General features: G+C 58.1%; 12 protein-coding genes and 1 riboswitch. Of the genes, 7 read left to right on the forward strand and 5 right to left on the reverse strand.

Features of this window, described 5'->3' with window-relative positions; all coding sequences use genetic code 11:
* Positions 1–226 precede the first annotated feature (226 nt).
* Positions 227–329, forward strand: a riboswitch (guanidine-I (ykkC/yxkD leader).
* A 188-nt stretch (positions 330–517) separates the two neighbouring features.
* Positions 518–1,408, forward strand: coding sequence for a DMT family transporter (locus BLT85_RS08305; protein WP_093393090.1), 891 nt, complete (start codon positions 518–520; stop codon positions 1,406–1,408).
* Positions 1,409–1,722: 314 nt separating this feature from the next.
* Here BLT85_RS08305 and BLT85_RS08310 read toward each other — a convergent pair whose 3' ends face one another.
* A complete protein-coding gene (locus BLT85_RS08310) occupies positions 1,723–2,310 on the reverse strand; it encodes an exopolysaccharide biosynthesis protein (RefSeq protein ID WP_093393098.1) in 588 nt (195 codons plus the stop codon).
* A gap of 494 nt (positions 2,311–2,804) precedes the next feature.
* On the opposite strand from BLT85_RS08310, the gene BLT85_RS08315 reads away from it, so the two are divergent.
* Positions 2,805–3,323, forward strand: a complete 519-nt coding sequence (locus BLT85_RS08315) for a DUF3087 family protein (RefSeq protein ID WP_093397544.1) — start codon at positions 2,805–2,807, stop codon at positions 3,321–3,323.
* A gap of 34 nt (positions 3,324–3,357) precedes the next feature.
* Here BLT85_RS08315 and BLT85_RS08320 read toward each other — a convergent pair whose 3' ends face one another.
* A complete protein-coding gene (locus BLT85_RS08320; protein ID WP_093393102.1) occupies positions 3,358–4,257 on the reverse strand; it encodes a LysR substrate-binding domain-containing protein in 900 nt (299 codons plus the stop codon).
* Positions 4,258–4,370: 113 nt separating this feature from the next.
* Between BLT85_RS08320 and BLT85_RS08325 the strand changes: the two genes are divergently transcribed.
* The 3 genes from BLT85_RS08325 to BLT85_RS08335 all read left to right on the forward strand — a co-directional run bounded on the left by BLT85_RS08325 (position 4,371) and on the right by BLT85_RS08335 (position 7,489).
* Entirely contained in the window at positions 4,371–4,796 is a 426-nt protein-coding gene (locus BLT85_RS08325; protein WP_093393108.1) for a VOC family protein, read from the forward strand.
* A complete protein-coding gene (locus BLT85_RS08330) occupies positions 4,796–5,383 on the forward strand; it encodes a glutathione S-transferase family protein (protein ID WP_093393111.1) in 588 nt (195 codons plus the stop codon). The genes BLT85_RS08325 and BLT85_RS08330 overlap by 1 nt, the downstream gene beginning before the upstream one ends.
* Before the next feature lie 639 nt (positions 5,384–6,022).
* The gene (locus BLT85_RS08335; RefSeq protein ID WP_093393114.1) at positions 6,023–7,489 is read left to right on the forward strand and encodes a spinster family MFS transporter; all 1,467 of its coding nucleotides are present in this window, start codon (positions 6,023–6,025) and stop codon (positions 7,487–7,489) included.
* A gap of 454 nt (positions 7,490–7,943) precedes the next feature.
* Here the strand turns inward: BLT85_RS08335 and BLT85_RS08340 are convergent, their stop codons facing one another.
* From BLT85_RS08340 to BLT85_RS08350, 3 genes are read right to left on the reverse strand one after another with little or no spacing between them, the layout of a single operon-like run.
* Positions 7,944–8,627: a c-type cytochrome gene (locus BLT85_RS08340; RefSeq protein ID WP_093393117.1), complete on the reverse strand. Its 684-nt coding sequence runs from the start codon at positions 8,625–8,627 to the stop codon at positions 7,944–7,946.
* Positions 8,628–8,636: 9 nt separating this feature from the next.
* Positions 8,637–9,632, reverse strand: a complete 996-nt coding sequence (locus tag BLT85_RS08345; protein WP_231701589.1) for a copper resistance protein B — start codon at positions 9,630–9,632, stop codon at positions 8,637–8,639.
* A gap of 54 nt (positions 9,633–9,686) precedes the next feature.
* Positions 9,687–11,474 (reverse strand): copper resistance system multicopper oxidase, encoded by a 1,788-nt coding sequence (locus BLT85_RS08350; protein ID WP_093393120.1) that lies wholly within the window; start codon positions 11,472–11,474, stop codon positions 9,687–9,689.
* 385 nt (positions 11,475–11,859) lie between these two features.
* Between BLT85_RS08350 and BLT85_RS08355 the strand changes: the two genes are divergently transcribed.
* Together BLT85_RS08355 and BLT85_RS08360 are read left to right on the forward strand one after the other, a co-directional pair.
* Positions 11,860–12,189, forward strand: a complete 330-nt coding sequence (locus tag BLT85_RS08355) for a four-helix bundle copper-binding protein (RefSeq protein ID WP_093393123.1) — start codon at positions 11,860–11,862, stop codon at positions 12,187–12,189.
* Between the two features lie 142 nt (positions 12,190–12,331).
* Positions 12,332–13,015, forward strand: a complete 684-nt coding sequence (locus BLT85_RS08360; protein ID WP_093393126.1) for a heavy metal response regulator transcription factor — start codon at positions 12,332–12,334, stop codon at positions 13,013–13,015.
* Positions 13,016–13,036: the final 21 nt, after the last annotated feature.

A 13,036-nucleotide genomic window follows, 5' to 3' on the forward strand; every position in this document is an offset into this window, starting at 1 on the left:
CAAAAACGAGCGTCGGCGCCATCCAGGATGTAGAAGCGGACCCGGCCGCGAAGCAGGATCCACAACCCCCTTCGCGCCCAGGTGCGCTCCTACGCATGCACGGTCCCGCCCCGGCGGAGGCGTCTTCGTGTGCCCAGTTCACCGGCCTCTGGGCCGGGAAGGCATGGCACCGTTATTGCAGGCGCTTTGGTGGAGAAGCTGCGTTCAAGGAAGAAATACATTGCTGCAAATAGCTGACTAGGGTTCCGGCTCGCAAGGTAGGCGAGTGGCTGGTCCGAGAGTTGGCGACCTCCGACGAGGTTACACGGCGGGATAAAAGCCCGGGAGAATTGCGTCCCCGCACGCAGCTCGCCGTCGTCACGCCTATCGATTGGAGATTACAAATGTTTGTATCGGCACAGAGCACCGAGCTGTTTGCATCTGGCGGCCCCATCGCCAACGCCACTGATCATGTAATTCCCGCCCCGTTAGCTATCCAGCTCAAAGATGTTGAAGGGTCGGGCGGGGGCACCGTCATATGAGCACCATCGTGCCGCAGCTGCTGCTTGTTCTAGGGGCCTCTCTATGGGGGCTGGGCTGGATACCGCTGCATTACTTCGCCGATCAAGGCTGGGTAGGCATGCCGCTTGTGGTGGTGACTTACGGGTTGCTTGCTGTGGTGGCGATTCCCGTGCTCTGGTGGGAGCGCAGAGCGTGGCGTGCGCAGCGCGGTAGCCTGCTGGTCATCACTTTCTGTGGGGGATGGGCTGCGGCCGCTCTGGTGACGGCATTGGCGATAGGCGACGTGGTGCGTGTGATGCTGCTGTTCTACCTCGCCCCTGTCTGGGGAATGCTTGGGGCTTGGCTGATCCTGGGCGAACGTCTCAACCCGTTGCGCCTGATGGCACTGCTGCTCGCAATGCTCGGGGTAGTCCTGACGCTTGATCTTGACGCTGATACCTTTTCATCGCTGGAAGCGGCCGATTGGTTAGGACTCAGCGCTGGGCTGAGTTTCGCTCTGAACAACCTGGCGACCCGTGCCGGCGACCAAATCCCTCTGGCGAGCAAGACGCTCGCATGCTATATCGGCAGCGCCATGCTGGCGGGATTTGTCTGCATACTGTTCGCCCAGCCCATCCCGCCGATTGATCTACAAATAAGCTGGCAAATTGCGCTGTTGTCGCTCGGCTGGCTCCTCGCGCTGGGGCTGGTTCAATATGGACTTACTCATGTCGAGGCCGGACGCGCTGCGGTATTGATCGTTTGCGAGTTGGTAGCGGCGGTGCTGTCTTCGGCGTGGCTAGGTGATCGTGCGATCAGTAGCGCCGAATGGGTTGGCGCCATGTTGATCACAGTCGCGGCCCTCATAGCTGGATGGCCAGAACGGGAATTGCCTGACAAACCGTTGACCTCGCCAGACCCGGCGTAGCACTACTACCTCATGCGAAACCCTCTTCTGCCGACACGACCGCTCGATTAGGGGGCTACCAGCGCTACCTTGGGTATCGTTAGCGGCGATGCCCCAGGTCCGCTTCGGGTCGAGAGCCGCCGCGATGAAACTGGCTGCTGTCGAGAAAAGCAGCCGTTCGATGACATTGCTGCCGCTCCCCAAGGGGTCAATTCGTGGAGGCAGTGCTCGAACGCAGCCGCTCGCGAAAAAATAAATCTCTCCCCTTTTCCTTCGCGGTTCAGCGTTCCGGATAGTGCGACCGCAGTCGCAGTCTTCGTGCATCAGTCAACGAGTCAGCCGCCGAAACCGAAATACCAGACGGCCACCGGGACACCCGACAACAGCACGAGTGAGGCTATGACCAGCGCACCGTCCCGCGTCAGCAGACCGGCGGCAAACAGAGCGATCACCGCCGAGGCAATGGAGCCCGAGGTGGGGATGATCTCCATGAACGGCATGAACAGCGTCAGACACAGGATCAGAATCAGCGGCAACCAGAGCCATGGGCGATGGAACAGAAAGGTCAAACGCGGCTTCAGAAATCGCTCGACGAAATGCACCGGCTTGCGCAGCCAGCCGATCCCCTTGCAGAGCTTCTCACTGGACATCCGTCTGCGAGTGATGAAGCCCGGCAACCAGAGGCAGTTGCGCCCTGCGATCATCTGCACGACCATAATGAAGACGACCACCGCGACGACCGTCGTGATGCCGGGTATGGCGCTCGCGGGAGAGGTAGAGATGAGCGAGAACACGAGCATCAGCGAGGCAAAGGAGTGCGTTCCAAGCTTCTCGATCACCTCTGTTACCGCTATGCTCTCGCCGTGGATGGAGCTCTCGAGTTGATCGAGAACGTCGCTGAGAGCGTGTGTTACTTCTGCCATAGGTTACCCTGCCGAGCTGCATTGTATTGAAAGCCGTAAGCGATCTTCCGGCGGAAGTATGCCGCTGTAAGCGTCCTTAACCGCGGCATTCTCGTTCGGCGCCCCCTCTTCCTTGACCTCGCCACGAACAAGGGCCTCCGTGACTATCTCGCTCCTTCGGCGTCTGCCGAGGCTGGTGCCAGAGGTCCGCAGGACGCAATAATCCCTGAATCACGATGACCAGATCTGCCAAGCCATTCGGAGCGGATTTCCCCTTCGATGCTCTCACAGCGCTTGGGCGCTTTCATGGAGCACCCTTTGCTGGGAAGTTTGATGCCGCAAATGGTCAGGAATTCCGGGCCGAGGGCTTCATCTCAGCGTGGGACTGAGAGAATGGGGGAATGTCCGCTTCGTCCGCGAATCCGGAATAAATAAATCTGCCGCCTTTTTTGCACAGCCACCAAACACAGGAGTGAGATTTTTTGGACAGTACGAAAGCGTTTGCGATTCGCCACATGGATCCTGAGCGGTACCGCCAGGAGACGCGCAAGAGCACGTTGATTGTGGCGGTGAGCTTTGCCGTGCTGGCGATGTCTTTTTCCGCTCTCGCTGTAGCGTTGTTCGGCAGCCCGGAGGGCGACAACTTCCGCTGGAATCTGGCCGGTGTGGTCCTCGGACTGGTTGTCGCTGTCATGCTGGTGCGCAATGTCCTCTGGGCCCAGCCGTGGATGGATTCCGCCGCCTATGGCTGGCGGCTCAAGCGCAGCCTGATGAGCATCACCAACATCATGCACCACGTTGAAACCGGCGTGAAATGTCGTTCGCCTGAGGCAATGAAGTTGCTGCGGTTCTATCATCTCGGCCAGATTGAAATGCATAGGCTCGACGGCAATACCCAAGCATTGGACGATATGAACGAGGCGATGGAAAGGCACAGGGAGGCGATGCTCGAAGAGAGCCTGGATGTGGACCAGTACCGACTTGATCCTGCCTGGCTGGACCACAAGAACTGGAAACGAGATGAGCTGGGTTAGCGTAAATTGTTCGTAGAGAGACCGTATGAGCCAGCTACTCTGTAGGACTCGGCGTCACCTGCCGAAGCTGCAGACAAGCCCAGTCGACAAAAGCTTTTACCCGGGGCGACAGCTCCAGCGAGTGCGGGTAAACCAGCTGAATAGGTATATCCGCTGGTTCGAAGTTCGAGAGCACTCGGATCAAGCGACCATCAGCCAACTCATCCGCAACCTGATAATGGAAAAACCGGGCGACCCCGATGTTCTGCGTACATGCCAGGCTGGCAGCTCTGACTTGCGTACAGGTTAGCCTGGGATCAATCGTCTCAGCCCACTCCTGATCCCCGTGACGAAAACGCCAACGCCGGCCCTGCGAAGCGAGTGTGATGCACGCATGTTCGTGCAGCGATGCCGGTGCGGCGAGAGCAGAAGCTGCTTGCAGATACTCGGGACTGGCGCAGGTGATGAGTCGAGTGCAGCCGACATGCCGAGCAACCAACGAGGAATCCGGCAGATGGCCTATCCGTATCGCCAGGTCGAGCCGCTCGTCCAACAGAGGAGCGATGGTGTCACTGAGGCTAAGCTCGGCCCTGACTTGCGGATTGTCGTTCAGAAACTCGTTCACGAGCGGAGCCACGTAGCGGTGACCAAACTCTATTGGTGCAGTGATGCGCAGCAACCCACGAATCACACCATCCCGGGCCTCCAGACGCTTTTCCATTTCATCGAAATCAGCTAGCACCTGCCTACACCAGCCCAGGTACTCCTCTCCCTCGACGGTCAAAGCCATACGTCTAGTGCTGCGGTTGAGCAGTCGCACATTCAGATGGCGCTCCAGCGCAGCGAGCGAACGCACAAGCGAAGCTACCGATTGGCCAGTGGCGTTCGCTGCCGCGCTCAAGCTGCCGCAATCGACGATCCGAACAAAGTTGGCCATTGCCTTGAGCCTATCCATTACCACCTTCCGATTTGTGCGCTGAGCGCATAAATATTGTCAGCTTTGAGCCCTAGATAGCAGGCCTGCTCCAGCAGACACTGAGAATCCGATTTCATCTGGAGCTCCATACCATGCACAACGCTAACAACCTTTCGCGGATTCTGGCGTATGACCACGTCGGAATCCGGGTAAGCGACAAACCGCGCTCGATGTCCTTTTACCAGGCGCTTGGCTTCGTCGAAACCGCCAGCTTTCCACTTCACGAGGCCAACGAAATGCTTAGCTCAAACGGCGTCCGTATCAATCTGATCTTCAATGGCGCCCGTCCACGCAGCGCCCACAACGTACTGCTCGACGCACCGATAAAACTACCCGGCATGACGCATCCGGCCTTCGTCGTTGACGACCTCGGCGCGCTTGAGTCATGGCTGGGCGTACAGAACATTCCCATCACGGAGGGGCCGCACCACATCGGCCCCCGGCGAATTGCCCTGTTTATTCGCGACCCGGATGGCAACGTCCTGGAGTTCAGTCAACTCGTTGAAGGAGAAGCGTAGTGAAACTGTATGACGTAGAAGCATCCGGCAACTGCTACAAGGTGAGGCTTCTTGCTTCGCTTGCCAACATCGAGCTTCAACTGGAGCCGGTCGACTTGGCGAATAACGAGCACAGAAAACCGCCGATGGCGGACATGAATCCTTTGGCCCAGGTGCCCGTTCTGGTAGATGGATCCTCTGTCCTCAGAGACTCGCAGGCTATCCTGGTTTACCTGGCTGGCACATATGGCGGACTGGCTTGGTGGCCGTCGCATGCTCAGGGGCAGGCAGAAATCACGCAATGGCTGAGCTTCACGGCCAATGAGATCCAGCACAGCCTATGTGCCGCCCGGTTGGTCCAGAAGTTTGCCGCGCCGCTGGACAAGGCAGCGGCGCTGGCCAAGTCACCGGCTGTTCTGCTGCTGCTCGACGAGCATCTGAGAAACAACGACTGGCTGGCGATGGCGCGGCCCACCATTGCCGAGTGTGCGGTGTATCCCTATGTTGCGCTCGCACCCGAAGGCGATGTCGACATCAGCCCCTATCAACACGTAGCGGGCTGGATGAAGCGGTTAGAGACGTTGCCAGGCTCCTTGCCCAAGCCCTGAAAGAGTAACGGGGGGCTGCTCACCGGGTGTTGAGAAGCAGCCCGATCCACGGCGTCTCGGTGAGGATTCGACATCGTCCGAAGTAGACACCACGGGCAAAGCATTCATCATCCGCAATTTCCAGGCCCGGCCTGCCAGCAAAAGCCAGTACGGCCACGGCTTCGTACTGAACAGCTCAGTGAACGAGGTGGTTCGTCATAGCGTACCGTCACGATCTCAGGTGCTTCGGCCCATAAGCGGACGTCCGAATTCGTCGGCGTACGGTCCTTGGCCGAGTTTCAGCTACGTGCCGGTCTAATTATGCCATTTGCTTATGGATTGGCATCACGTACCCAGGATGGCTGCTTGGCTCGACCGCGCGAGGCCGTTCCCCTGCTACGCTGTTATGTCACGAATCGCGGTGATTCTGATGGGCCCTTGAGTTTTGGCATTCGCTCGCGCCTGAATATGACCCGCGAGACAGATCCAACGATTCTGCGCGGCACCGTATCGTATCCACTGTGTCTATTGGCAGGGTTTGTCTAGTCGGAAAAGACTTCGATTGTTTTCAAGGCCAGCCAGGCACCGCCAGAAGCGCAATATCAGCGTGCGATTACCGCCCGCGTCTACTTATAACAACGTACCTAGAAAGGATTGTCCATGAGAGGCACCACCGCCAGAGAAGGGGGAACGCAAGGCCACTTGGTCGGCTACGGCTCCAAGGCGTACCGCAACTATGTGCTCTTCGCGCTGACACTTATTTACATCTTGAATTTCGTCGACCGCGCCCTGCTAGCGGTTGTCGGCCCCGATCTGGTGCCGGACCTCGGAATTACCGACACTCAGTTTGGGCTTCTCACTGGCTTCGGTTTCGCCCTGCTCTATACCGCCGTGGGCATTCCGCTAGCGCGCTTTGCTGATGTCGCCCATCGCGTATGGATCATGACCATCTGCGTAGCCCTGTGGTCGGTGATGACGGCGCTCTGCGGCCTTGCAACGGAAGTCACGATCGGCTCGATTACCATCGGCGCGTTCTGGATTCTGCTGATGTGTCGCGTCGGTGTGGGTATCGGCGAGGCAGGCTGTACACCGCCGGCCAACTCCCTGATCGCGGATTATTTCATTCCGCGTGAAAGGTCCCAGGCGCTGGGTTTCTACGCCATGGGCGTAACCCTAGGCACCATGTTCGCCAACCTGATCGGCGGCTGGGTTACCGACACCTTCGACTGGCGCACCGCCTTTTTCGTCGTCGGTTTGCCGGGCTTGCTGGTCGCCCTTGTTTTCAAATTGACGGTCAAGGAGCCGCCGCGCGGCTACACCGACCCGGCGCAAGCCGAGAAAAAAGAGCGAGCCAGCCTGAGCGAGGCTATCCACGAGCTGATGGGCAAGCCGGCTTTCTGGCTGATGACTGCCGGCGCCACCATTGCCGCGTTCTGCGGTTACGGTATCTCCTCATTCCAGTCGCTCTTTCTGGTCCGCACCTACGAAATCACCGCCGGTCAGGCGGCAATCTGGATCAACACGCCGGTAGCTCTGTCCGCGGCCATTGGCACCTTCGCCACCGGTTGGCTAGCGACCAGAATTTACAAGAAGCACCCGGGCGCCATCGCCTGGGTACCGGCGGTGGGCCTGACACTGTCGGTTCCCTGTTACATTTTCGCCTTCACGACCGACAATCTGCTCTACGCTGCGATCGGCCTGGTCATCGGCGGCTTCGTGAAGTACGGCTATCTAGCCGCCCAGTACACGATTGGCCAGGGTGTGGTAAGCATGCGGGTGCGCGCAATGGCCACGGCAGTGATGCTGCTTCTCGTCAACCTGGTTGGCTACGGCTTCGGCCCGCTGTTCATTGGCGCAGTCTCCGACATCTTCTTCAAGTCCGGCATCGCCGAGCTCGGGGTTGCGGCTGGCGACCTGGCGCGAAATCAGTGTCACCCTTCCGTTGTCGGTCAGCTGAACCCCGAGCTGCAGGAAGTCTGTGGACAGGTCTACGCGCAAAGCCTTCAAACCGCCATGGTCATCATGGCCTGCCTGTACCTTGCCAGCGCTCTGTGCTTCCTGTTGACCTGGCGCCGGCTAGGCAAGGATATGGTAGACAGACAGGATACAAAACCGGTTACGCCATAAGTGGCTACCCAGAGGGCGCATCGCGCCCTCTTTTTTTGCGCTTAAAAGAGTAGTTGGGGTCGATGAACTGACCCAATTTTGCGCTCCCGCGCCACCGGCTGGTCGCCGTTCGCGAGTGTACGGCTATGGCCTGTGCAAGAACCAGGGGAGCTGTAGGCAGGTTGATTCTTCGTTTCTAGCACTATCGTCTGGATGAAGATGAAGCAGCGAGAAGGTGGTGCTGTGAAAATTGGGTGTCAGTGGATGGCTGCTTTCGCTGCCGCTCGTATGCCCACTCTCGCCATAGGAAGTATCGGCTCAACGGGGAATCGAGACGATCGTCTCGGAGGAGGATGACCCCCAAGCAGGCTCTCGCAGATTTTCTTCAGCGATTGGTGAGCTAGGGGATTCGGTCGCGACCAGAAGGGTTGATATTTTGTCCAAGGTGGGGATCGCCAATCAGGTTTGTCTGGACTTAATGCTCATGTAGATGTTCCTTGCCGTCGGCATGGATGTGCGTACTCGGCTGCGCCGGGGAAGGCTGGCTTGCTTCAGCCGCGCCGTGATGGTTCTCTGCGTGGCCACCCGCTGCTTCTGTGCCGCTGTGATGATCACCGTGTGGGGCCGTTTCGCCTCCGCCATGCTGATGGCCTCCACTGGAGGCAACCAGCGTTCGATACTCCTCAGCGTTCAGCGACGGTAACTCGTCCAGAAATGCCACCATCTCCCAGATGTACTGATCAGCCATGCTTTGGCCCCAAGCGGGCATGCCGGAAGCCTTGATGCCATGTTTGATGATCCAGAATGTTCTCGCGGGGTCTCCACTGAGCCCGGTCTGAGTCAGGTCGGGAGGAGACGGATATAGCCCCTTGCTAAGCTCCGACGCGCTCTGCCCTGGCGTGAGATGGCAACTGGCACACATCGCATCGTAATTACCCGAGCCAGCCTGAATGTTGTCAGCGCCCTTGAGATCGGGAACGTCGATCGACTCCGAGCGAACCGCTATTGACCGGTTTCGAGCCACCTCAAGAAAATCGTGGACGACTGCTGAGTGTGGCTCGTCCGCTGCCACACTGATCACGCCAAAATACACAACTCCGGCGACAGCGGTCGCAAACACTGCGAACGCTACCACCAACGTGCCCACTATTTTTTTCATTATTCGATCCTAAAACCACATCCTCACGCCAGCGACGAAGCGCGCCGACTCATTTTCTTCACCTTCCTCTCGGGTAAAGTCAGCTGTTTGCCCATAGCTTCTACCCCAGCTAACGCCGACATAGGGGGCGAACTCACGGGCTATTTCATAGCGAAGGCGCAAGCCGGCTTCGGCCTCGCTCAAGCCAGAGCCAATTCCTCTACTGGAGTCATCCTTGCCATGGAAATTCAGCTCCGCCACCGGCTGCAGCACAAGACGGTTGGTTAGCAGAACGTCATATTCTGCTTCCAGCCGTGCAGCGGTCTGCCCACCTTCGCCGAGGTACGCTGTGGCCTCTACTTCCAGTCCATACAACGCCATCCCTTGCAGGCCGACTGCAGCCCAGGTCTGTGGTGAGCCTGGTTTGAAGTCCTGTCTGACACCCCCGACTAGCTCCCACCAGGGGCCGACAGCGTGTCCCCATAACACGTGCACCTCAGCTTCTTCTGTAATGCCATTGGTACGCTCACCCTCAGAACGCAACCAGACCCGGTCAATATCTCCTCCCCACCATCCGCCAAGCTCCCATGCCAGTGCGCTGCCTTCATCGGCGTTCTGATACTCAAGCTGATCGAAGAGCAGAAAAGCGTAAGGCTTCTTGTCATGGACCGTGTGTCCCTGAATGGCTGGAAACGCAGCCGCCCGGTCAGCATCGGTCAAAGCTGGGATAAACGAGGGCTGGGCTACCCCATTTACATCGCGAGCCCCGTGCGTGTTGCTTTGCATTGGCCGGCCGGAGCTTTGGTCCATATCGCCGTGCTGCATCCCACCATGGTCCATCTGGCTATGATCCATATCGCCGTGCTGCATCGAACCATGGCCCGCTTTGCTCGAGCCGTGCTGGCTGTGGCTCATGCTCGGGGACTGTTCGCTTCGCTCAATAGGAGGAGAGGCACCCTGATGTCCCGTGTGTCCTTCGGCTGCGAGCACGCTGACTGGGGAGGCCACGCTCAGCAAAGTCACCATGAATGCGCGGCCGGTAAGTTTTTGGTATCTGCAAACCGTCATCGCTGCGACTCCTTAGGCTCGTTCATCGACACGGACTTCACGGAACATGCCCATTTCCATATGGAACAGCAAATGGCAGTGATAGGCCCAGCGGCCCAACGCATCGGCCGTGACGCGATAACTGCGCCTGGAGCCCGGAGGCATATCGATCGTGTGTTTGCGTACCAGGAAATTGCCGTTTTCGTCCTCCAGATCGCTCCACATTCCATGCAAGTGAATCGGGTGGGTCATCATCGTGTCGTTGACCAGTGTGATGCGAACCCGCTCACCGTAAGTGAGACGCAGCGGCTCGGCGTCGGAAAATTCTACGCCATCGAACGACCACGAAAACCGTTCCATATGACCGGTAAGATGCAGTTCGATGGTTCTGCTCGGCTCGCGCCCATCCGGATCGGGGAAGGTGCTTCTCAGGTCGCCATAAGTCAACGTACGGCGGCCGTTGTCGCGTAACCCAAGCCCCGGGTCATCCAACTTTGGCGTCGGCGTCATGGTCTGCATATCGACCAGAGGGTTTCCCTCTTCGGTGGCAGGATGCTGCTGCATTGCACCCATCGCGCCCATGGTCCCGTGGTCCATGGCTCCCATTTGACTGTGGTCCATCGAACCGTGCCCCATCTGAGCGTGGTCCATGTCCGACATCGGCTGAGCGGAATCATGACTCATCCCGGCCATGCTTCCGTGATCCATCCCCATGTCCTGCATGCTGAGTTCGGGCCTGGGATCTGTCTCGGGAACTGGCGCGCCCAAGCCCTCACGAATGGCTAGGGTGCCACGAGCGAAGCCAGTGCGATCCATCGACTGAGCGAAGATGGTGTACGCCTGTTCCTGCTCAGGCTCTACTATTACGTCATACGTCTCGGCCACCGCGATCCGAAATTCGTCGACACTAACCGGCTCGACATGAAGCCCGTCCGCCGCCACGACGGTCATTTTCAACCCGGGGATACGAACGTCGAAGTAGCTCATAGCCGAACCGTTGATGAAGCGCAGCCGGAGCTTCTCGCCAGGCTTGAACAGTCCCGTCCAGTTGCCGTTAGGCGCTAGGCCGTTCATCAGATAGGTGTAGGTGTAGCCACTTACGTCGGCCAGGTCTGTCGGGCTCATCTTCATTTGCGCCCACATCTTGCGATCGGCCAGCGTCGCGCCCAGCCCATCCTGCTTGGCATCGCGAATGAAGTCACCGACGGTACGCTGATTGAAGTTGTAGTAGTCGGACTGTTTCTTCAGCTTGGCCATGATTTCTTCCGAGCTCTCGTCAGTCCAGTCAGTCAGCATGACGACATAATCGCGATCGTACTCGAATGGCTCTGGATCCTTCGCGTCGATGACCAACGGACCATAAACTCCGGCCTGTTCCTGGAACCCTGAGTGGCTGTGGTACCAGTAAGTGCCGTGCTGGTTCACCTGGAATTTGTACTCATACATTCCGTCCGGAGCGATGCCATGGAAACTTAGCCCCGGGACGCCATCCATATTCGCTGGGAGAATAATCCCATGCCAATGAATGGAGGTGTCTTCTTCAAGGCGATTGGCCACCCGCAAGGTGACCGTATCGCCCTCCCGCCAACGCAGCAAAGGGCCAGGAATCGTGCCATTGATGGTGAGCGCAGTCCGCGGTTTGCCCGTGATGTTCACAGGCCTCTCGCCAATGACCAGGTCAAATTCGGTTCCGGTAAGGACGGTTGGCTGCCCGGGACTGGTCACTGCCCAGACTGGAGATCTCCACAGCCCGAGCCCCCCGAACAGTCCTGTTGCGACTAATCCTTTTACAAAGGTTCGTCTCGACGTCTTGTATTGCATGGCTTGGTGCCCCGTGCTCGAGAATCAGGTCACTTGCAGCTTAGCGAAGCGATGAGCTGAATGTGCCATATCGCTAACGGGCGTGTGATTACATTTATGTCAGCTTCGTGCCGAGGGTGAGGGAGCCGCAAAAAAAAGCGCCCAGCGGGCGCGGATCTCTAAGAAGGAGTACAACGTAGCAGAGATACAAACCGGACCGTCGACCCGGCAGAACAGCAGTCTCACGAGACAATATCAAACCGAACCTGTCACTACGCTGTTTGCAAAATTACATTTCTGTCAGGTAGACGCACGGCGCAAACTTCTCCGCAGCCACAGCGGTCGACAAACGTGTGGCCTGGCTGGCCCAGGCCGCACGAACCTACCTTCACTGTGGAGAACACCAATGATGAATGCCAAATTGCAATCCTGCATCCAGGCCTGTAGCAACTGTGCGATCGTTTGCCAGACGTGCGCTGCTGCCTGCCTCGGCGAAGACGACGTGAAAATGATGGCTCGATGCATCAAGCTCGACATGGATTGCGCCGATATTTGCCAGCTCGCTGCCAATTTTATGGCTCGAGACAGCGAGTACGCCGCAGACATCTGCCGCCTCTGCGCTCAGATATGCCGCGCCTGTGGCGAAGAGTGCAAAAAACATGAGGCTGACCATTGCCAACGCTGCGCTGAAGCCTGCATGGCCTGCGCCGAAGAATGCGAACGGATGGCTGGCTAATTGCCTGGTGCGTTCGGGTCATTACCCGGACGCGCCCCGTCAGCCCACCCCGTTATGCTTTGAGCCGAATTACATTCCTGTAAGGCAATGGAATGTCCCCTCCGACAACGGCACAATGAGCTAACTGCCCCGGAGCTCAATTGTGAAAATCCTAGTTGCCGAAGACGAGCCGAAAACTGGCGTCTACCTTAAACAGGGCTTGACGGAAGCAGGGTTCAACGTGGATCTGGTAACCAACGGGACTGACGCGGCCCATCAGGCGCTCGGTGAACGGTATGATCTACTAGTGCTCGATGTGATGATGCCAGGACTAGACGGCTGGCAAGTACTCGAAAAAGTGCGTACTGCAGGAAGGGAAACCCCTGCGTTGTTTCTCACTGCCAGAGATCGGGTCGAGGACAGGGTCAAAGGCCTTGAGCTGGGCGCCGACGATTACCTCATTAAACCGTTTGCGTTTTCCGAACTTCTTGCTCGGGTCCGATCGCTGCTACGCCGAGGAAGCAGCAGCACCGCTCAGACGATGCTTACCATTGAGGATTTGCGGTTGGATCTCCTCAAGCGAAGAGTGGAGCGCGGAGGGCGGCGGATCGATCTGACTGCCAAGGAATTCAAGCTGCTCGAATTGCTGCTTCGCCGACGCGGCGAAGTATTGTCCAAATCGCTCATCGCCTCGAAAGTGTGGGACATTAATTTCGATAGCGACACCAATATCATCGAGGTGGCCATTCGCCGGCTACGGGCGAAAATTGACGATGAGTTTCCGGTCAAGTTGATCCATACCGTGCGAGGCATGGGCTATTTTATCGACGGAACGGGCACTGCTTAGGTCCCGGTCTTACGCTTGGTC

The sequence above is a fragment of the Halopseudomonas xinjiangensis genome (genome assembly GCF_900104945.1).
GTDB lineage: Bacteria > Pseudomonadota > Gammaproteobacteria > Pseudomonadales > Pseudomonadaceae > Halopseudomonas > Halopseudomonas xinjiangensis.